The 21,946-nt window shown below is 65.2% G+C and carries 10 protein-coding genes; all 10 read left to right on the top strand.

Annotated features, from left to right (window positions below; translation table 11 throughout):
* Positions 1-148: 148 nt before the first annotated feature.
* The 10 genes from lexA to SPK54_RS11065 all read left to right on the top strand — a co-directional run bounded on the left by lexA (position 149) and on the right by SPK54_RS11065 (position 21,536).
* Positions 149-757, top strand: coding sequence for a transcriptional repressor LexA (gene lexA, locus SPK54_RS11110; RefSeq protein ID WP_330947965.1), 609 nt, complete (start codon positions 149-151; stop codon positions 755-757).
* A 1-nt stretch (position 758) separates the two neighbouring features.
* Entirely contained in the window at positions 759-1,373 is a 615-nt protein-coding gene (gene imuA / locus SPK54_RS11105; protein WP_330947964.1) for a translesion DNA synthesis-associated protein ImuA, read from the top strand.
* A 3-nt stretch (positions 1,374-1,376) separates the two neighbouring features.
* Entirely contained in the window at positions 1,377-2,810 is a 1,434-nt protein-coding gene (locus SPK54_RS11100; protein WP_330947963.1) for a DNA polymerase Y family protein, read from the top strand.
* Positions 2,786-5,893 carry an error-prone DNA polymerase gene (locus SPK54_RS11095; RefSeq protein WP_330947979.1) on the top strand — a complete coding sequence of 1,036 codons (3,108 nt, stop codon included), beginning with the start codon at positions 2,786-2,788 and terminating at the stop codon, positions 5,891-5,893. The genes SPK54_RS11100 and SPK54_RS11095 overlap by 25 nt, the downstream gene beginning before the upstream one ends.
* A gap of 380 nt (positions 5,894-6,273) precedes the next feature.
* Positions 6,274-9,792 (top strand): helicase-related protein, encoded by a 3,519-nt coding sequence (locus SPK54_RS11090; protein WP_330947962.1) that lies wholly within the window; start codon positions 6,274-6,276, stop codon positions 9,790-9,792.
* The gene (locus tag SPK54_RS11085; protein WP_330947961.1) at positions 9,789-12,548 is read left to right on the top strand and encodes an NERD domain-containing protein; all 2,760 of its coding nucleotides are present in this window, start codon (positions 9,789-9,791) and stop codon (positions 12,546-12,548) included. Before SPK54_RS11090 ends, SPK54_RS11085 begins: the two co-directional genes overlap by 4 nt.
* Positions 12,545-14,209, top strand: coding sequence for a hypothetical protein (locus SPK54_RS11080; protein WP_330947960.1), 1,665 nt, complete (start codon positions 12,545-12,547; stop codon positions 14,207-14,209). Before SPK54_RS11085 ends, SPK54_RS11080 begins: the two co-directional genes overlap by 4 nt.
* Positions 14,210-14,226: 17 nt before the next feature.
* Positions 14,227-17,145, top strand: coding sequence for a DUF1156 domain-containing protein (locus SPK54_RS11075; RefSeq protein ID WP_330947959.1), 2,919 nt, complete (start codon positions 14,227-14,229; stop codon positions 17,143-17,145).
* Positions 17,146-17,155: 10 nt separating this feature from the next.
* The gene (locus SPK54_RS11070) at positions 17,156-18,208 is read left to right on the top strand and encodes an AAA family ATPase (protein ID WP_330947958.1); all 1,053 of its coding nucleotides are present in this window, start codon (positions 17,156-17,158) and stop codon (positions 18,206-18,208) included.
* A gap of 550 nt (positions 18,209-18,758) precedes the next feature.
* Positions 18,759-21,536 carry a DUF499 domain-containing protein gene (locus SPK54_RS11065; protein ID WP_330947957.1) on the top strand — a complete coding sequence of 926 codons (2,778 nt, stop codon included), beginning with the start codon at positions 18,759-18,761 and terminating at the stop codon, positions 21,534-21,536.
* The last annotated feature ends 410 nt before the right edge of the window (positions 21,537-21,946 follow it).

Below are 21,946 nucleotides of genomic sequence, written 5' to 3'. Positions count from 1 at the left end.
GTCGCCCCGGCGATGCACGGACAGGATGCCGGGAAGTTCCGGCCGCAGCGCCCATCAACGCGACCTGAAACGGGCCTGGCGCGCGAAGCTACGCATTCGCTGCTGGGGGGCTGGCGGAATCCCGGCGTCTGGGATACAAATGTATCCAATGTCCAGCCTTCCTCCCCGCCGCGCCGCTGTCCTCGGTTTCATCCGTGACCGGGTGGCCGGCTACGGCCAGCCGCCGACCCTGGCCGAGATCGCCGCCGCCTGCGGGCTGGCGACGCGGGCGTCCGCGCGCAAGCACGTGCTGGCGCTGGCCGACGCCGGGCTGGTGGAAGTCACCCCCGGGCAGGCGCGCGGGATCCGCCCGGCCGGAATGCGCGCGCGCACCGACCTCCTGCGGGTGCCGGTGCTGGGCCGGGTGGCGGCGGGCGTGCCGATCGGCGCCGATGCCGGGCTGGCCGATACCCTGACCCTCGACACCCGGTTGTTTTCGGCCACGCCGGACTATCTGCTGCGGGTGCAGGGTGATTCGATGATCGACGACGGCATCCTCGACGGCGACCTGGTCGGGGTGAAGCGCACCGCGGAGGCCCGCGACGGCCAGGTGGTGGTGGCGCGGCTGGACGGCGAGCTGACCATCAAGCGGCTGGGACGCGCCGCGGGCCTGCTGCGCCTGCTGCCGCGCAATCCGGCCTATGCGCCCATCGAAGTCCAGCCGGGGCAGGACTTCGCGGTCGAAGGCGTGTTCTGCGGCCTGGTCCGGCGGGGATGACATGGGCGCAGTGGTGGCCATCGATGCGCTGCTGCACCAGCGGCGCGTCTGGAAAGGGCAGCCGGCGCCGTTGCCGCCGAGCGCACAGCCCACCGGGCAGGCCGCGCTGGATGCGGCGCTGCCCACCGGCGGCTGGCCGGAGGCGGCGCTGAGCGAACTGTTGATCCCGGTGGACGGGGTCGGCGAACTGCAGCTGCTGTGGCCGGCGCTGGCGCGGCTGTCGCAGGCCGGCGAGCGCATCGTGCTGGTGGCACCGCCCTATATCCCGTTCGCCCCGGCCTGGCAGGCGGCAGGGGTCGAACTGCGCCAGCTGCAGGTGGTTGAAGCCGGATCGCACCGCGATGCCCTGTGGGCGGCCGAACAGTGCCTGCGCTCGGGCAGCTGCGGCGCGGTGCTGTGCTGGCCGCAGGCCGCCGACGACCGCGCGCTGCGGCGGCTGCAGGTGGCCGCCGAATCGGGGCGCACGCTGGCATTCGCCACCCGCCCGTTGGCGGCTGCGCGCAATCCCTCGCCGGCGGCGCTGCGCATCGCCATCGACGCGCGCCCGGCGCAGCTGCGCGTGCTCAAATGCCGCGGCGGGCTGGCCCCGCCGCGGCCGATCCCGCTGCCGGGCTAGGCCATGCGCTGGGCCTGCATCCTGCTGCCGCAGCTCGCGCTGGATGGCGTGCTGCGGCGTTGCGCCGAGCCCGAGGCGCCGCTGGCGCTGGTCGCGGGCCCGGCGCAGCGGCGCGTGCTGCATGCGGTCAACCCGGCTGCCCGCGCGCTCGGCCTGCGCCGGGGCATGGGCCTGGCCGCAGCGCAGGCGCTCCCCGGCAGGTTTGCCATCATCGAACACGATCCGCACGAAGAGGCCCGCTGGCACCGTTTCCTCGCCGCCTGGGCCTACCGCTTCAGCTCGCAGGTCAGCGCCCAATACGGCCATGCGTTGATCGTCGAGATCGAAGGCAGCCTGGGCCTGTTCGGGCCCTGGCCGCGCTTCGAGGCGCGGCTGCGCGAAGAACTGGACCAGCTGGGCTTCCGCCATCGGATCGTCGCCGCGCCGACCCCGGCAGCGGCGCGGGCGCTGGCCAACGCCCACGACGGGCTGGCGGTGGCCGGCCTCGAACCGATGCGCCATGCCCTCGGGCAGCTGCCGGTGCAGCGCGCCGGCTTCGCGCCGGACGTCGTCATCGCCTTCCAGCGCATGGGCCTGCGCACGCTGCGCCAGGTCATGGCGCTGCCGCGCGCCGCGCTGGCGCGGCGCTTCCCCGCCGACGTCCCGGACCATCTGGATGCGCTGCTGGGGGTGAGCGCACCGGCACTGGCCTGGTACCGCCCGCCGGACCGGTTCGCGATGCGGATCGAACTGGGCTACGAAGTCGAATCCTCGCAGGCGCTGCTGTTCCCGCTGAAGCGGCTGACCGCGGACCTGGCCGCGTTCCTGGCCGGCCGCGATGGCGGCGTGCAGCGGTTCACCCTGCAGCTGGAGCACGAGGGGCGCGCGGCAACCGTGGTGGCGGTCGGGTTGCTGGCGCCGGAGCGCGATCCCGCGCTGCTGTTCGAAGTGTCGCGCGGGCGGCTGGAGCAAGCCCAGGTCGCTGCGCCGGTGCGTGCGCTGGCGCTGGTGGCGGAGGAGCTGCCGGCGTTCGTGCCGGCCCATCGCGAGCTGTTCGATGCGCGCCCGCAGCAGGCCACTTCCTGGGAGCAGCTGCGCGAGCGCCTGCGTGCGCGGCTGGGCGAGCGCGCCGTCCACGGCCTGTCCGTCCATGACGACCACCGGCCGGAGGCGGCGTGGCGCGATGTCGTGCCCCCAACGTCCAGGCGCGGCGAGGCGGGGCGTGTCGCGCAGGCATTGGCGCCGCTGCGCCCGGGCTGGCTGCTGGCCCGGCCCATCCCGCTGCGTGGCCCAGCGCCGCGGCTGCTGGCGGGCCCCGAGCGCATCGAGTCCGGCTGGTGGAACGGCGACATCCGCCGCGATTACGCCATCGCCCGGCTGGCCACCGGCCAGCGCGCCTGGGTGTACCGGCCGGTGGGCGATCATGGCGACTACTGGCTGCACGGCTGGTTCGCATGAGCCCGGGCCGGAGCCATTACGCCGAGCTGCACTGCCTGTCGAACTTCTCGTTCCAGCGCGGCGCGTCCAGCGCCCGCGAACTGTTCGAACGCGCCCGCCGGCACGGCTACGCGGCGTTGGCGATCACCGACGAGTGCACGCTGGCCGGCATTGTGCGCGCCTGGCAGGCGGCGAAGGCGGTGGGCCTGCCGCTGGTCGTCGGCAGCGAGATGCGCATCGAAGACGGCCCGAAGCTGGTGCTGCTGGTCGAGAACCTGGCCGGCTACCAGGCGCTGTGCCGGCTGATCACCACCGCGCGCCGGCGCGCACCGAAGGGCGGATACCGGTTGCTGCGCGAGGACTTTTCCCACCCGCTGGACGGACTTTCCGCACTGTGGATTCCGGACGATCCGACCGATTCGCGGGACGGGCACTGGTTGCGGGGGATTTTTCCGGCGCGGCTGTGGATCGCGGTGGAGTTGCACCACGGCCAGCGCGATGCGGAGAAACTCGCGGCCCTGCAGTCGCTCGGCAAGGCGCTGGACTTGCCGCTGGTCGCCGCCGGCGACGTGCACATGCACGCGCGCGGGCGGCGCGCCCTGCAGGACGTGATGACCGCGATCCGCCATCGCACCACGGTGGCGGAGGCCGGCCTGCGGCTGTTCCCGAACGGCGAGCGCCACCTGCGCCCACTCCACGCACTGGCCGGGCTGTACCCGCCGGAACTGCTGGCGGAATCCGCGCGCATCGCCCGGCGCTGCACCTTCGACCTCGGCGAGCTGCGTTACCAGTATCCGCACGAGCTGGTGCCGGCCGGGCAGACGCCCGCCAGCTGGTTGCGCGAACTGACCGGGCAGGGCCTGCGCTGGCGCTGGCCGCAGGGGGTTCCGCGCAAGGCGCGCGATCTGGCCGAGAAGGAGCTCGCGCTGATCGCCGAGCTGCGCTACGAGGGTTATTTCCTGACCGTGCACGACATCGTGCGCCACGCCCGCAGCCTCGGCATCCTCTGCCAGGGCCGCGGCTCGGCGGCGAACTCGGTGGTCTGCTATGCGCTGGGCATCACCGAGATCGACCCCGACCGGATCGGCATGCTGTTCGAACGCTTCGTCTCGAAGGAGCGCGACGAGCCGCCGGACATCGATGTCGATTTCGAGCACGAGCGGCGCGAGGAAGTCATCCAGTACATCTTCCGGCGCTACGGCCGCGATCGCGCCGCGCTCACCGCGGTGGCCACCACCTACCGCGGCGCCGGCGCGATCCGCGACGTGGCCAAGGCGCTGGGGCTGCCGCCGGACCAGATCGACGTTCTGGCCGGTTGCGTCGGCCGCTGGAGCGATGCGTTGCCGCCGCCGGAGCGCCTGCGCGAAAAGGGCTTCGACCCGGACAGCCCGCTGCTGCGGCGGGTGCTGGTGCTGGCCGAAGCGCTGGTGGGCTTCCCGCGCCATCTGTCGCAGCATCCGGGCGGGTTCGTGATCTCCCAGCAGCCGCTGTCCACGCTGGTGCCGGTGGAGAACGCGGCGATGGACGGGCGCACGGTGGTGCAATGGGACAAGGACGATCTGGACGCGGTCGGGTTGCTCAAGGTCGACATCCTCGCGCTGGGCATGCTCACCGCGCTGCGGCGCTGCCTCGACCTGCTGCGCACCCACCACGGGCGCGACCTGTCGCTGGCGACGATCCCGGCGGAAGATCCCGCCACCTACGACATGCTCTGCCGCGCCGACACCATCGGCGTGTTCCAGATCGAATCGCGCGCGCAGATGGCGATGCTGCCGCGGCTGCAGCCGCGCACCTTCTACGACCTGGTGATCGAGGTGGCGATCGTGCGTCCGGGGCCCATCCAGGGCGACATGGTGCATCCCTACCTGCGCCGGCGCACCGGCGAGGAGCCGGTGCGCTATCCGTCGAAGGAGCTGGAGCGCGTATTCGAGCGCACGCTGGGCGTGCCGCTGTTCCAGGAGCAGGTGATGGAGCTGGCCATCGTCGCCGCCGGCTATACGCCCGGCGAGGCCGACGACCTGCGTCGGTCGATGGCGGCCTGGAAGCGCCACGGCGGGCTGGAACACCACCGCGACAAGCTGACCGCCGGCATGCTGGCGCGCGGCTACGACGCGGAATTCGCGGCGCGCATCTTCGAGCAGATCAAGGGTTTTGGCAGCTACGGCTTCCCGGAGTCGCACGCGGCCAGCTTCGCCCTGCTCACCTACGCCAGCAGCTGGCTCAAATGCCACTATCCGGCGGCCTTCGCCTGCGCCCTGCTCAACAGCCAGCCGATGGGGTTCTACAGCCCCGACCAGCTGCTGCAGGACGCGCGCCGGCACGGGGTCGAGGTGCGCCCGGTCGACGTGCGCCACAGCGGCTGGGAGTGCGGCCTGGAACTCGGCCGGCGCGGCGCGTTCGCATTGCGGATGGGGCTGTGCATGGTGAAAGGCCTCGACGAATGCAGTGCGCGAGGGATCGAACGGGCGCGGGCGGCGCAGGCGTTCACCGATGTCGCCGACCTGGCCGGGCGCACCGGGCTGGACAGCCGCGCACGCGCCGCGCTGGCGGATGCCGGCGCGCTGCGTGGACTGGCGGGACACCGGCATCGCGCGCGTTGGGAGGTGGCTGGCGTGGAGGAACAGCGCCCCTTGCTGGGCGCCGCGACGCAGCCACGCGAGGACCGGGTGGCGCTGCCGCTGCCCACGGCTGGCGAAGACCTGTTCGCCGATTACGCCACCGTGGGCACCACGCTGGGCCGGCACCCGCTGGCGCATCTGCGCGCGCAGCTGCGCGCGCGGCGCTGCCGCAGCTCGCGGGACCTGCCGCGGATTCCCTCGGGCCGGCACATCGCCGCGGCTGGGCTGGTGGTGGGGCGCCAACGTCCGCAGACCGCCAGCGGCGTCACCTTCGTGACCCTCGAGGACGAACACGGGATGATCAACGTGGTGGTCTGGAAACAGGTGGCCGACCGGCAGCGGCAGCCGTTCCTGGAGTCGAAGCTGATGATGGTGGAAGGCCGGCTGGAGGCCCAGCACGGGGTGCGCCACCTGATCGCCAGGCGCCTGCATGACCTGACCCCGCTGCTCGGCAGCCTGGACGTGCGCAGCCGCGATTTCTACTGAGAGCGCGCGGCGGGCGGCGGACCGGCGACCGTGCCGGCATTGCAACTGCCGCACGGCGTGCTGCAGGCAACAAAAAAGCCCGCTTGCGCGGGCTTCTTCAGAACCACTGTGGTGCCAGGAGAGGACTCGATAAATAATTCTATCTAATTGATTTAAATGAAATATTGTTGTTCGTAACTCTCTAGGTATCCCTTCATGTATCCCAACGATTTGCCTGCGCGAACTGAGCTTGCAGGAGCACGTTCGCGTTGCGCGATGTGTGCCTTGCTACGGTGCGGCAACCCGACCTGATGCCTGACTTCATGGGCCTGCGGGTCTTCCCAGGAGTGTTCGAGGGTAGACTCGGGTTTGGCAACGGATAGCCGATAGGGGGATGGGGTTTGAAGCTTGACGAACTTGCGCCCGGGATGCACGTCCTCGGCGTGGCGCAGTCTGGCGCCGTAGAGGTGGTCGCCGTGACCGCGGTGGGTCCGGATGCCGTGAGTCTCGTGTTCCGCGCCCCCGACGGCGCGGTGGCGGAACGCATGCTGTTCCGGCAGGACGAGGACCGCCTGGCCATCGCCATTGCCGGCCGCCCCTGGGCCTTCGACGCTGACGGCGCCGATTTCAAGCTGGCGGCCGAAGCTCTGCGCATCAAGTTGGCGCACCTGTTTGATCCGATGATGGCGGTGCACACCTCCAACGTGGAGCCGCTGCCGCATCAGATTTCGGCGGTTTACGAGTCCATGCTGCCGCGCCAGCCGCTGCGCTTCGTGCTGGCGGACGATCCGGGCGCCGGCAAGACCATCATGGCCGGCCTGCTGATCCGCGAGCTGGTCATGCGTGCGGATGCCCAGCGCATCCTCATCGTTTCTCCCGGATCCCTGACTGGTCAGTGGCAGGACGAGTTGCGCGAGAAGTTCGGCCTGGATTTCGAGATCTTCAGCCGCGAGCGACAGGAGAGTTGCGCTAGCGGCAACTACTTTGCCGAGCAGGATCGCCTGATCGCGCGCCTGGACCAGTTGGCCCGCAGCGAGGACTACCGCGAAAAGCTGGCGGCGACCCATTGGGACCTGATCATCGTGGACGAGGCGCACAAACTCTCGGCCAGCTACTTCAGCGGTGAAATCAAGAAGACCCAGCGTTTCGAGCTGGGCGAGATGCTCGGCGGCCTGTGCCGCCACTTCCTGTTGATGACCGCCACCCCGCACAACGGTAAGGAAGAGGATTTCCAGCTCTTCCTGTCGCTGCTGGACGGCGACCGCTTTTACGGCAAATTCCGCGAAGGCGCCCACAAGGTGGACGTAGGCGACATGATGCGGCGCATGGTGAAGGAGAAGCTGCTGCGCTTCGACGGCACCCCGCTGTTCCCGGAGCGCCGCGCCTACACCGCCAACTATCGGCTTTCACCGGCAGAGGCCGCCCTGTACGAAGCCGTCACCACGTATGTGCGCGAGGAGATGAACCGCGCCGACAAGCTGGACGGCAAGGCCCGTAACATCGTCGGCTTCGCGCTGACCCAGTTGCAGCGGCGCCTGGCCTCCAGCCCGGAGGCCATCTACCAGTCGCTGAAGCGCCGCCGCACGCGGCTGGAAGCCCGACTGGAGGAAACCCGCCTGCTGGACCGGGGTCGCAAGGTGCGCGAGGAGGCGGAGCTCTACGTCCGCAAGGTCCTGGACGTGCCTGCCAACCTAGACGAGGCCGAAGAGGAGATGAGCGCCGAGGAATACGAGGCGTACTCCGATCAGGTGGTGGATCAGGCTTCCAGTGCCCGCACGGCGTTGGAGCTGGAGGCGGAGATTCTCAGCCTGAAGGATCTGGAGGCGCGCGCGCGCGCCGTGGTGGAATCCCGCAGCGACAGCAAGTGGGCGCAGCTCTCGCGCATGCTGCACGACGAGCCGGACATGCGCGATGCCGGCGGCAACCCGCGCAAGCTCATCATCTTCACCGAGCACCGCGACACGCTGAACTACCTGAAGGCGCGCATCTCGGATTTCCTGGGCAAGCCGGAAGCCGTGGTGACGATCCACGGCGGCACCAACCGCGACGAGCGGGTCAAGGTGCAGGAACTGTTCCGCCAGGACAAGAACGTGCTGGTCCTGATTGCCACGGATGCAGCAGGCGAGGGCGTGAACCTGCAGGTCGCCAACCTGATGGTGAACTACGACCTGCCGTGGAATCCGAATCGCATCGAACAGCGTTTCGGCCGCATCCACCGCATCGGCCAGCGTGAGGTCTGCCATCTCTGGAACCTGGTGGCCAGTGAAACCCGCGAGGGCGAGGTCTTCCAGAAGCTGTTCGAGAAGCTGGAGATCGAGCGCGCCGCACTGGGCGGCCAGGTCTTCGACATCCTCGGCGAGGCGTTTGAAGGTGTGTCCCTGAAGGACCTGCTGATGCAGGCCATCCGTTACAGCGAGTTGCCGGAGACCAAGGCCCGCCTGAACCAGGTCATCGACGGCGCACTGGACACCCAGCACCTGCGCAACATCATCGAGCGCAATGCCTTGGTGGACACCGCGATGTCGATGGAACACCTGTTCGCCATCAAGGAGGAAATGGACAAGGCCCAGGCCCGCAAGCTGCAGCCTTACTTCCTGCGTGGCTTCTTCCTGGAGGCATTCCAGCGCATTGGTGGCGATGCCCGCCGGCGCGAGGGCGCCCGCTACGAGATCCCGCATGTCCCGGCGTTGCTGCGCGAGCGCGACCGCCAGATCAGCGATACCCGTCGCCCGCTGCTGCCCAAGTACGAGCGCATCTGCTTCGACAAGGCGGAAATCCATGTCGACGGCCGCCGTGACGCCGACCTGGTGCATCCGGCACACCCGCTGATGGCGGCACTGCTCGACGTGGTCCTCACCGACCAGCGCCCTCGGCTGAAACAAGGCACCGTCCTGCTGGATCCCGCAGATCCCGGACTGACGCCGTCGCTGTTGCTGCTGGTGGACCATAGCGTCCGAGAAGGCACGGGGCCCGACGCTCACACGTTGTCCCGGCGCCTGCAGTTCGTGCGCATCGGCGCCAACGGGCAAACCGCGTTCGCCGGCTGGGCGCCACATCTTGACCTGGTACCTCTGGACGCCGCGGACCAGGCGCGGGTCGCGGCCCTGCTGGACCAAGATTGGCTGGCCTCCGGCATCGAGCAACGCGCCCTGCAGCACGCTGCCGCCACCCTGGCGCCGCAGCATTTCCAAGAGGTGAGCACCCGCCATATCCGGCAGATCGACAAGACCCACGAAGCCGTGCGCCGGCGGCTCACTAACGAGATCAACTACCTCTCCGGCCGCGTCATCGAACTGGAGATGGAAGTCAAAGCCGGCAAGCAGCCCCGAATCCAGCCGGAAAACCTGCAGCGCCGGGTCGAGGAGCTGGCCGCCCGCCTGCAGCGCCGCGAGCGGGAACTGGAGACCATGCGTCACATCGTCTCGGCCACGCCGGTCATCGTGGGCGGTGCGCTGGTGATTCCCGCGGGCCTGTTGGCGCAGTTGCGCGGCGAGACACCTGCACCGTACAGCGTTGATGCCGCCGCCCGTGCCGAAGTGGAGCGCCGCGCCATGGCGGCCGTCATGGCCGCCGAGCAGGCTATGGGTCACGCCGTGAAGGACGTGTCCGCGCAGAAATGCGGTTGGGATATCACCGCGCAGCCGCCGCCGAGGGAGGGGCAACTACCCGATGCCCGCCATATCGAGGTCAAGGGGCGTGCCAAGGGCGCGGACGTGGTCGTCATCACCCGCAACGAAATCTGCACCGCGCTCAACCAGGGCGAAAAGTTCTGGCTGGCCATCGTCCTGGTGGACGGGGACACGGTGGAGGGGCCGCACTACGTGCCGCAACCCTTCACCCAAGAGCCCGAGCCGGGCGTGACTGCGGTGACGTTCGAGCTCTCCAGTCTGCTGTCCCGAATCGGGGTGTCTGCGAAGTGACGATCCATGCATTTATTGGCGAGAAGGCTTCGCGCACGCATGAAAATCTCATCTTCCAGGAATTTCTGTGTCAGCTTGCCCCGCGCTGGGGAGAGAGTAGCGATTGGATCTACGTCATCGCTAATGCCATGTGGAATGGTGCGGAGATCGATCTCGTCGTTCTTCTTCCGGGCATGGTGGTCGTTGCAGATTTCAAAAGCCACCGGGGAAGCCTGACGGGTGCCGAGAATGGCCGCTGGCGCGCTTCTGGCGTGGAAGTGAAGGGCGGCTCCCACGCGAATCCCTTTGTCCAGTTACGCACGAACAAGTACCACGTCATCAACTGGTTGAAGCAGCACGACTTGCTGGTTGCCCAGGAGCTCGGTCATATCTCGGCGATGGTGGTCTTCGGTGGGGATATCGAGGACAAGGTCGACCTCCCCTCAAAGGTGAGGAGCTGGTTCCACATCATCGATCTGGGTCGTTGCGCTGAGCGTCTTGACCTTCTGGCATCGCCTGGTTTGCGGGTGAGTAAGGACCAGGCGGACCGGATCATCGGCGCACTTGGCGTGGAGCCTTACCGCTGGGCTCCTGCGCGCATTCATCCACTTGGCGAGCAGGGCGGCGTCAAGTCAGGCTTGCTCAAGCTGACGGAGGGGCAGCAGGACTGCCTGAATAACGCGCTGAGCGCCCTCCAAAGTCCAGAGGTGGGATCGATCGCTGTCACAGGGATGACCAACACCGGAAAGACGCTGGTGCTGCAACGTCTGGCTGCTTCCCTTGATGCCGAGGGGATTCCCTACAGGGTGCTGTACCCAAATAGCCGACTCGCTGACAGCGCAAGAGAAAGTGACGTTGGTCACATCGAATGCAACAGTGTCTATCGGCAACTGTACTTCAATGATCAGGCTTCTAGAGGAGATCTAAGTGGCAATGGGCCACTGGTCCGGGGTGAGAATGCGCCGCAAGAAAAATTATCTTCAAAGGGAAAGCGAAATGGCAAGCACTTTCCCCTGCTTGCGAACAATGATCCGCCGGATATGGTCTATCTCGTCGACGAGGCCCACTTGATCGGCAACGGCTATTTCGAAACGCTCGACGGGAAAGTTTTCGGAACAGGTCACCTTGTTAATGATTTCTTCTCTTATGCCGATCTGGTTAATACCCGGCGTAAATTCGCCTTCTTTGGTGATCCCTATCAGTTGCCCAGAATGTCGTCGGAGGAAGATCTCCTCAGTGGGCTTTACCAGGCGTCACGTCAAATCCGGCATGTCGTATTCGAACTCGACCAGGTTTACGATCCCGGTAATGGAGGGGCGCGCCTCCAGAACGCGATCAGGTTGGTCGATGGCCTCCGTTCCGGACGGTTTGGCTCAGTGGAGCTTTCGGAAGACAAGGACTTCCGTATTGTGTCTCGTGAGCAGGCGGCCGCTGAAATCGTGGATGCTTATCGACATGACCCCTATGGTATCTGGGTGCTCTTCTTCCAGAATGAGCAGGTCCGGCGATTCACGACATGGGTTCGCCATCAGCTCCTTGGTGCTGAAAGTGAGCAGGTTGTGGCGCAAGGCGAACTGTTGGAGACGATTCATCCCTTCCGCGGCGTGGGCATGCTGGAGAACACCTCGGCACTGTATCGAGGACGCCGGGTCAGCGTGGCTGCCATGGAGCCAGTGCAGCGTTTATCCCAATTGCTGAAAGGTAGGAAGGAGCCTGTCGCGTTCAGTCTCCTTCCCGAGGTTGCGTTGGAAGCCCCTGGCCTGACTTCTGCGACCTGCCGCATTGAGAACCTGTTGCTCGACTACTTCGAGCGCGATGAGAGCCCCAGGTCGGCCGACACCTTTATCGCTGCCAGCGTCTGGTACCGATCCCAGCGGGGTGATCGGGAGCGGCAGGTCAGAGATGCCGAGCAAGAAAGCAAAGATGATCAGCCCGAAGACGGGCTGGGCGGGATCGAGGGCATTTCGCTGATGCAGTATGGATATGGTGCCACCGTGCACCATGCCCAGGGCATGAAGCAGCCATGGTGCTTTATCGATGGGCACCATCAGGCGCACGCGCAGAGTGCCGGATACTTTCGGTGGCTCTATACGGCTTTGACAGTGGCCGAGAAAGGGGTGGTGCTGTTCAACTACGTACCCATCCATGGCTTCAGCACCATGGTGTGGAAGAGCGACGCCGCGAAGCCTTCTGCCGCTATCAAGGTTGGCTATGGCTGGAGCATCAATGAGCGAGCGCTGACGCCGGCAGAGGAGCAGCGAGACGTGCCGCCCGGGCTTGCCGATTCGACCCGGCTGTCCTTGTCGGTCGCAATCTGGCTGCAGATCGCACGCGTGGTTGAGCCATTGGGCTGGACTGTCGTGGCCGTGAGGTCCTCCGCGTACCTGGAAAAACTCACCCTTGAAGGGCGCGGGGAACAGGTCCGGCTCAGTATCAGCTACGACGGAAAAAAGAGCGTGACCAGTATGCGGGCTGAGGAGGCCAGCCACTGGACACTGCTGTCGAAGATCGCGCAGGAGTGTGTACTGGAGACCGAATTCACGGACTTGGCCAAAACCTTGTTGGCTGACCTGAGGGGACGGCTTGCCAAGGCGGAATGGTGCGTCGTTTCCGCGAGAGAAACTGCATGGCGGTTGAGCTTGGTCGTCGCACGAGAGGTAGAGGAGTTGGTCGAGCTGCAAATGAATTTCGACAAGGCTGGTCGCGCCACGTCCTGCTCCGTCATGCACTACAGCCCGGCTGCTGATGTGCAGTCCATCAGGGATCTGCTGCAATGAACTGGGAAGAAATTCAAAGACTCCGCAGGGCTGGAAAGCTTGATGAGGCCTGGGCCTTGGGGCAGTCCATCCTGGAGCGGGATCCCACGGATTTCAAAACGCGCTCCCAGATTGAATGGGTGTGCCACAGTCGCCTGAAGTTGCTTGTGGCCTCGGTCAAGTCTGCATTGCAGGCTGGTGGGCGGCCTGATGAGCGTGACCTGCGCAAGATCGACGACACACTCAGGGAGTTCTCGAACCTGCCGGAGGTCCAGATCCCGGGGATGGCCTGCTCCAATATTCTCCAGGCACTGTCTTCCATTGCGCCCCATTTTCCTCAGTACGGATTGTTCGTTCGCTGGGTGCGTGATGACGGGTTGCGCCCGGAAGATTGGATGCCCAACGAGTACAACGGCAAAACCTATCCCGCCATTGGCGCGATGGTGGCCAGAGGGTTGGCCAAATGGGTCCGCGCACACGCACCCAATGATCCCGATCAGGTGGCGGAATCCGTCAGTTGGTTGCAGCAAGCGCGTCGGCACGGTGGCCCGGAGCCAGAATGGCTTGATTGGGACTTGGCCATGATGCTGCGTCTCCAAGGCGACCATACGGCTGCTGCGTCTTGTCTGGCGACAGTGCTCAAGTCCAAGCGGAACGAGTTCTGGGTATGGGCGGAGGCGGGTCGCCTGTACGCGAGTGAGCAACCGGAGCTGGCAAGGGCGTGCTTCTGTCGCGCGCTGTCGTGTCCGGCGGAGGATGGGTTTACCGTCAACGTCCACGTCGACTTAGCTGCATTGCTGGCGGAGTTGCACGATTTTTCCCAGGCAAGCAGTGAAACCGCAGTCGCTATCAATATCCGTGAGGGTCGCGGATGGAAAATTCCCGCTGAGCTTCAGGCGTTGATCGACAGCCCTTGGTATGACCCGGACGCGCCCGGGGCGTTGGAGCCGAAGCATTTCTATGCGCAGCACGCGGCGGAAGCGCTGGTGCTGTGCTTTGAAAGTGTCGAGATGGTATCGGGCACGTATCTCGGTACTATTCTTCCCCAGCATAGCGATCCTCCTCCAGGGTGGAAGCCTCGCCCGTTGCCCCGCTTCGCGGTTCGCGACAAAGCCGGCAAAGTCTGGAGTCTGGTGGGGCCCGGGATGAAGATCCGGCACCTCGCGCCGGGGGATCCGGTTTCACTGGTCCGCGGCACTCTGGAAGGAAGGCAAACGATCGTCCAAGTGGCTCCGCGCGCCGACGGCAGTGCATGGGATTGTTTGGACTCGCGTTCCGGCATCTTCCTGGGGTCATTCGGAAAGGATGGCGTCCCACATGTGTTTGTCGATCGCGACAATGGCTTCGTCAAGGTCGGCAAGTCCGCCTTGGAGGGCTTGGGTCCACTCCAGCCAGGCGATAGCGTGAAGTTGCGTTTGGCATTCAATCCGAAGCGTGATCGCATCGACCTGGTCACGGTGGAGCCGGGGCCGTGGACGCCACATCCCGACATGCAGCAGTTCTCCGGTTCCTTGAAGCGCCACCCGAACGGGTTCGCCTTCGTGGAGGATATTTTCATTGCTCCGCCGCTGGTCAATTCCTTGCCTGCCGACGCTGAGCGGGCATCCGGCATCGCGGTTTACGGACGCAAGCCCAAGAGCGATGACTACGGTTGGTCAGCAGTGACCGTGCGTCCCGAATAAAGAGATCGATACTCCTAATGACCCCCATCAAATCCCCCCGCAAGCTCATCGAAGTCGCACTCCCGCTGGACGACATCAACGTCGCTGCGGCGCGCGAGAAGTCCATCCGGCACGGCCATCCCAGCACGCTGCACCTGTGGTGGGCGCGGCGGCCGCTGGCGGCGGCGCGGGCGGTGTTGTTTGCCCAACTGGTGAACGACCCCGGCTACCAGACCGGCGAGGGGTTCACCCGCGGCGTCAACAAGAAGCAGGCGGCTGCGGAGCGCGAGCGCCTGTTCGACATCATCCGCGACCTGGTGCAGTGGGAGAACACCAACAACGAGGCCGTGCTGGCCAGGGCGCGCGCGGAAATCGCCAAGAGCTGGCGCGAGACCTGCGAGCTAAACAGGAAGCACCCGCAGGCCGCCGACCTGTTCAACCCGGACAAGCTGCCCGCCTTCCACGACCCGTTCGCCGGCGGCGGCGCCATTCCGCTGGAGGCGCAGCGGCTGGGGCTGGAGAGCCACGCCAGTGACCTGAACCCCGTGGCCGTGCTGATCAACAAGGCCATGATCGAGATCCCGCCCAAGTTCGCCGGCCGCGCGCCGGTGGGCCCGCTGCCGCCCGGCGACCGGCAGGGCAAGCTGAGCGAGGACTGGTCTGGCGCCCGCGGCCTGGCGGAGGACGTGCGCCGCTACGGCCACTGGATGCGCGGACGGGCGCAGGCGCGCATCGGCCACCTGTACCCCAAGGTGACCATCACCACCGCCATGGCGAAAGACCGGCCGGACCTGCAGCCGCTGGTGGGGCAGGCGCTCACCGTGATCGCTTGGCTGTGGGCGCGCACCGTGCGCAGCCCCAACCCGGCCTACGCCAATGTGGACGTGCCGCTGGCCTCCACCTTCCTGCTCTCCACCAAGGCGGGGAAGGAGGCGTGGGTGGCACCGGTGGTGGAGGGCAGCCAGTACCGCTTTGAGGTGCGTACTGCCGCGTCTGGGCATGGCAAGCCTCCCAGCAGCGCGAAAGGCGGCACCACCGCCGGTAAGCGGCACGCGTTCCGCTGCTTGATGTCAGACGTGCCCGTTTCGTATGACCACATCCGCACCGAGGGCAAAGCGGGACGCATGGGCGCTCGCTTAATGGCGGTAGTGGCCGAAGGCGCGCGGGGACGGGTTTACCTGTCGCCCAACGACGACATGCAGGCGCTGGCGGAATCTGCGCAGCCGGCATGGCGCCCGGATACGCCATTGCCCGACAACACGCGCGATTTCAAGACGCCAAACTACGGACTGAACACCTTTGGCGACCTGTTCACCCCACGCCAGCTCGTCGCCCTGACCACCTTCTCCGACCTCGTCGGCGAAGCCCGCGAGCGCATCCGCGCCGACGCCCTGCAAGCCGGCATGCCCGACGACGGCCGCGGTCTCGACGCCGGCGGCACTGGGGCTACGGCGTATGCGGAGGCGGTGGCCACGTACTTGGCATTCTCAGTTGATCGCGTAGTTGATCGACATTCAAGCATTGCTACTTGGGATTCAAGCCCCTCCAAGCTCCAACTGCGAAACACCTTTGCTAGGCAAGCTATACCAATGACTTGGGACTTCGGCGAAGGAAATCCGTTCTGCATGTCCTCTGGAACTTGGACTCCCAGCATCGAATGGGTGGCCAAGTCCATCGCCATGCTCCCGGCGAGCGGTCGTGCTATGTCAAATCAGGCTGATGCAGCTTCTCAGGGCATTAGTAGTTGCAAGCTAGTGTCCACTGACCCCCCTTATTACGACAATATCGGCTATGCCGATCTGTCGGATTTCTTTTACGTGTGGCTTCGCCGTTCTCTCCGAAGCACCTATCCCGCACTGTTTGCAACGCTCGCGGTACCCAAAGCAGAGGAGTTGGTCGCCACGCCTTATCGCCACGGCAATAAGGAAGGTGCTGAGCGCTTCTTCCTCGACGGCATGACTGCAGCCATGCACAATGTCGCCGAGCTGGCGCACGGCGCCTTTCCCGTCACGATCTACTACGCCTTCAAGCAATCCGAGACCAAGGACAACGGCACGTCCTCGACCGGTTGGGAAACCTTCCTCGCCGCGGTGATTCGCGCCGGCTTCGCGCTGACCGGCACTTGGCCGATGCGCACCGAGCTCGGCAACCGGATGATCGGCAGCGGCACCAACGCGCTGGCGTCCAGCATCATTCTGGTCTGCCGCCGCCGCCCCGACGACGCACCCAGCATTTCCCGCAAGGAGTTCCTGCGCGAACTCAAAGGCGAGCTGGCCGAGGCGCTGGAAGCCATGCTGGGCGGCGAGGGCAACGCCTCGCCCATCGCCCCGGTGGACTTGGCGCAGGCCGCCATCGGCCCGGGCATGGCGGTGTTCTCCCGCTACAGCGCCGTACTGGAAGCCAACGGCGAGCCGATGAGCGTGCACACCGCGCTGACCCTGATCAACAAGCAGGTGGACGAAACCCTGGGCGGCGAAACCTTCGACGCCGACACCAACTTCTGCCTGGGCTGGTTCCAGGACGTGGGCTGGTCCGCCGGCGAATACGGCGTGGCAAACGTCCTGGCCCGCGCCAAGGCCACCAGCGTGGAAGGCGCGCAGAGCGCCGGAGTGCTGGACGCCAAGGGCGGCAAGGTGCGCCTGCTCAAACCCGTCGACTACCCGGCCGGCTGGGACCCGAAGGACGACAACCGCACCCCGGTCTGGGAGGCCCTGCACCAGCTCATCCGCGCCCTGAGCGACGGTGGCGAAGCCGCTGCCGGCGCGCTGCTGGCCCGCATGCCCGAACGCAGCCCCGACATCCGCCGCCTGGCCTTCTGGCTATACACCCTGTGCGAGCGCAAGGGCTGGGCCGAAGACGCCCGCGGCTACAACGAGCTGGTCACCGCTTGGCATGCCATTGAAGCGGCCAGCCACGAGGTAGGCGCGCTTGGGGCACAATCAGCTATGGATTTCTGAGGACTAGACCGTGCTCAAGCGGATGGCAATTAAAAACCTCACCGTGTTTCCGGAGGCGAACCTTCACTTCGCGAAGCACCTCAACATCGTTGTGGGGGAAAACGGTGCCGGGAAAACTCATCTGTTGAAGATGGCGTATTGCGTGCTTGCAGTCAGTTGGGAGGAGGGGCGCAAGCCCATCAATTCCGCGCCGACCAAGGCCGCTTTGCAGGGCCGGTTAGCTGAAAAGCTCGTCAACGTATTTCGTCCCGAGGCGCTTGGGCGTTTGGCTAGGCGCAAGCAGGGTCGCGAGCGCTGTGATATTGAGTTGCGCTTCAGTAATAAGGAGCTTGACATTGACTTCAGCTTTGCAACCAACAGTAAATCGGAAGTAACACTGGAGCGCGCGCCGAAAAAATGGCTGGAGGTCGCGCCCGCGTATTTGCCGACGAGAGAGCTTCTAACCATTTATCCAAATTTTGTATCGGTGTACGACGGTCATTACCTGGAGTTCGAGGAAACTTGGCGCGATACATCTTTGCTACTAGGAAAGCCGTTGGCTCGGGGCCCGAAAGAGAAGCGCATTAATGAGTTGCTTGCACCGCTGGAAGAGGCAATGGGTGGATCGATCGAGCTCGACAGGAATGGCCGCTTCTACCTGAAGAACGCGAGTGGTCGCCTTGAGATGCCGCTCGTCGCGGAAGGTATCCGCAAGCTTGCGATGCTCGCGCGTCTAATCGCCACTGGTGCGCTCCTCGACAAGGGGTATCTTTTTTGGGATGAGCCTGAGGCGAACCTCAATCCAAGACTCGTCAAGAAAATTGCTCGCAGTATCGTTGCTCTGAGCGCGGCGGGTATTCAGGTTTTCATTGCGACCCATAGCTTGTTTCTGCTTCGCGAGTTGGAAATGCTGCTGGCAGAGTCGGAGCCCGATGTCATCAAAGCCCGCTTCTTCGCACTGGAGAGCACGGCGGACGGCGTGTTGGTGACACAAGGAGACAGCCTGGACGAGGTGGGGGAGATCGCTGCTCTAGACGAAGAGCTAGCGCAGTCGGATCGTTATTTGCACGGAGTGAATTCGTGACAGCGATAGACATTGAGGGATTGATCTTCACCTTCCCGCCAACTTGGTTTGTTGGTAAGCCTGATGATTGGGCCTTTTATCGTAACCAATTCACTCGGATACGTAATGGAGTGAAGGCCGCCGATGCGCTCGCGGTGGACTCCAATCAAACTGCTTGGCTGATCGAGGCTAAAGACTATAGCTTGCATGCTCGCACTAAGGCTTCGTGCCTAGCGGAGGAAGTCGCTGCAAAGGTCTTTGACACTCTGGCGATGTTGGTGCCCGCTAGCGTTCGCGCAACCGAGCCTGCTGAGAAAGGAATCGCGGGACGAGCGTGCAAAGCCCGCGACATAAGAGTAGTGCTTCACTTGGAGCAGCCGTTGAAGCACTCTCGCTTGCGTCCTCGAGCGATCGATCCGGCTGCGCTGTGTATGAAATTGAAAAAGCTTGTCCGACCTATTGATCCACACCCGCTGATTGTTGAGCGTGGAAGGATGGGGAACTTGGCTTGGACCGTTACGTAATGGCTGCTATGACTCCTTGGCGTGAAGTCGCCATTCCCCACGATGACGTGCTGAAGGGCACGTTCCAGCAGGCCGAGTTCGCAGCGGATATCAGCCGGGTCCACGAGGGCAAGGCGACGTCCGAGTATCAGGATCCGGTGCTGTTCTTCCAGCGCACCTACATCACTGAGGGCATGCGGCTGCTGCTGGATTCAGTGGTGCGGCGGCTGGCCGGGCAGGGCGGCGATCCGGTGATCCAGTTGCAGACTGCCTTTGGTGGCGGCAAGACCCACACGATGCTGGCGGTGCTGCATCTGGCCCGAGGAATGGCGCCGGCGAGTGAGCTGCAGGGGATTCCTGCAATCCTGGATGCGGCGGGCGTGCTGACCCTGCCGAGGGCGCGCGTGGCGGTGCTGGACGGAACCAAGCTGGCACCCAATCAACCCCGCGTTTTGGACGGGCAGCGGATCTGCACCCTGTGGGGAGAGCTGGCCTGGCAGTTGGGTGGTGCGGAAGGCTTTGCCCGCCTTGCCGAGTCCGATGCATCGGGCACCTCGCCCGGCAAGGAAGTCCTGGCGGCGCTGATTGGCGCGGCCGCCCCCTGCGTGATTCTGCTGGACGAAATGGTGGCCTACATCCGCCAGTTCGAGGACGGCAAGGCGTTGAGCGGAGGAACGTTCGGCTCGAACCTGTCCTTCATCCAGTCGCTGACCGAGGCCATGAAGATGGTCCCGAACGCGGTGCTGCTGGGCTCGCTGCCCGAATCGCATCGGGAAACCGTCGACCAGCAGGGTGCCAAGGCGCTGGAAGCCCTGGAGCACTATTTCGCCCGTGTGCAGGCGATCTGGAAGCCGGTCGCTACCGAAGAGGCATTCGAGATCGTGCGCCGGCGCCTGTTTGCGCAGATCAAGGATCGTTCGGCGGCTGATGCCACTTGCCGTGCATTTGCCGACCACTACGTCACCCATGCCGCCGATCTGCCGGGCGAGACCCAGGAAGGCAACTATCTGCGCCGTATGCAGGCCGCCTATCCGATTCACCCCGAGGTGTTCGAGCGCCTCTACACCGACTGGTCCACGCTGCCCAACTTCCAGCGTACCCGTGGGGTGCTGAAGCTGATGGCCAAGGTGATCCATCGCCTATGGCAGGACGGCAACCAGGACGCGTTGCTGATGCCGGGCAGCTTGCCGCTGTATGACGCCTCGGTGCGGACCGAGCTGACCAACTACCTGCCGCCGGGTTGGGATCCCGTGCTGGAGCATGACGTGGATGGCGATCGCTCCGAGCCTGCGGAATTGGACGGGCGCGAACCCCGCTTCGGCGCTGTCCAGGCGGCCCGCCGCGTCACCCGCTGCATCTTCCTCGGGAGTGCCCCCACCAGCAGCAACAGCGTGGCCAAAGGTCTGGAGACGGAGCGCGTCGTCCTGGGCTGCCTGCAGCCGGGGCAGGCGCCGCATCTGTTCCGCGATGCGCTAGGCCGGTTGGAAACCCGGTTGACCTTCCTCAATAAAGGGCAGGACCGTTGGTGGCTGGATGTGCGTCCCAACCTGCGGCGCGAAATGGAGGAGCGCAAGCGGCGCTTCGATGACGCGCAAGTCACGGAAGGGATTCGTGAGGCCCTGCAGCGCGTCATGGGCCCGAACTCGTTTGAAGGTGTCCACTACTTCACGCCGCATAGCGACGTGCCGGACGATTGGGCGATGCGGCTGGTCGTTCTGCCGCCCAATGCGGCATGGGCCCGCTCGGGACACAACCCGGCCCGTGATCTCGCCGCCGGCATTTTGAAGTTCCGTGGTGATCAGCCCCGTCAGCGGCCTAATCGGTTGCTGTTCCTCGCTGCGGATGCCGACCATGTGATGCACCTCCGGGAAACCGTGCGCGCCTTGCTGGCCTGGCGCAGCATCGAGGCGGATATCAAAGACCTGCGCCTGAACCTCGATGCGCTGCAGCAGCGCCAGGCCGTGCAGAACCGTGAACAGACGGCCGAGACGGTCTACCGGCTGGTCCGTGACGCATACAAGTGGCTGGTGGCGCCGAGCCAGTCGCCGAAGCGGGATGGCGGATTGGGTGATATCGAATGGGAGGCCTATCCGCTGAATCCCGCTTCGCCGGGTCTGGGCAAGGAGCTGGATGGCGCCTTGCGCGGCAATGAGCTGGTGATTCAGGAATGGGCGCCGATCCATCTGTATCACGTACTGAAGCGCTGGTATTGGAAGGAGGACGTCGCCGAGGTCTCCGCCATGGACGTGTGGAGCCACTGCTGCAGCTATCTCTACCTGCCACGTCTGGCCAAATCCACGGTGCTGCAGTCCACGATAGGGGCGGGTGCGACCAGCCGCGACTTTTTCGGCCTGGCCAGTGCGCGGGAAGGCGACACCTACCGTGGCTTCTCGTTCGGACAAGCGGCTGCCGTCTACATGGATGGGCTGCTGCTGATCGAGCCGGGCGCTGCCGCTGCATACGAGGTCCGGTTGGCACAGGCAGCAGCGAGCCAGCAGGCAGTCTCCACCGAGGCGGCGGCAGGGGAGCGTTCCGCCAACGCAGGGCAGTCTGCTTCGGCGAGCCCGCCCGCCACGGCCGCATCTGCCCATGAGGGCGGTGGGGCACCTCCCGCAGTCCTGACGCGCTTCTACGCCTCGGTGGAGCTGGATCCTGTCACGGCTTCGCTGCGGTTCTCGAAGCTGGTATCGGAACTGGTGGAGCTGTTCACTGCCAACCCGGGCACCGCGGTCAAGCTGCGCGTGGATATTGAGGCGTCCGATGCGCGAGGCTTCGGTGAGACGACGGTCCGTGCAGCGAAAGAAAACGCCAAGGTGCTCGGGGTCAAGACGGCAGAGTTTGACTGAGGGCGTCGCCGAGGTTGCCTACCTTTTGCCTACCTTTTCCAAAGGCTAGTATTTTTTAAGTATTGGATAAATAAGCAAAAGTCCCCTCTTCACCTTGGTGGCAACAGGTGCATACTGCTTATGCTTGGCGCCATGTTCGATATGTGGAATGCCGGGCGCCGAGGCCTCGCGGATGCGAGGCCTTCGTGCATCTGCCAGTGAGTGGCATGCGTCATCACAGTGACTTGGACCCCTGCCGGACCAGATGGCCCGGCAGGGGCGGTAGATAGGAGGGAGGCATACATCGGGCTCTACCTTGTCCAAGGCCCGAATACTTCATTGACAAGGAGATCGCTGAACGGTGGGTGGGTGCTTGCGTAAGCTTCCCCGATCGGCAGACACCCCATAAGTAGAACTTTCTGGCATGTTCC

The sequence above is a fragment of the Thermomonas sp. LB-4 genome, from assembly GCF_036409385.1.
In the GTDB taxonomy this organism is placed as follows: Bacteria; Pseudomonadota; Gammaproteobacteria; order Xanthomonadales; family Xanthomonadaceae; genus Thermomonas.
The sequence above is the reverse complement of the archived record's forward strand: the minus strand, read 5'-3'. Positions and strand labels throughout refer to the sequence as shown.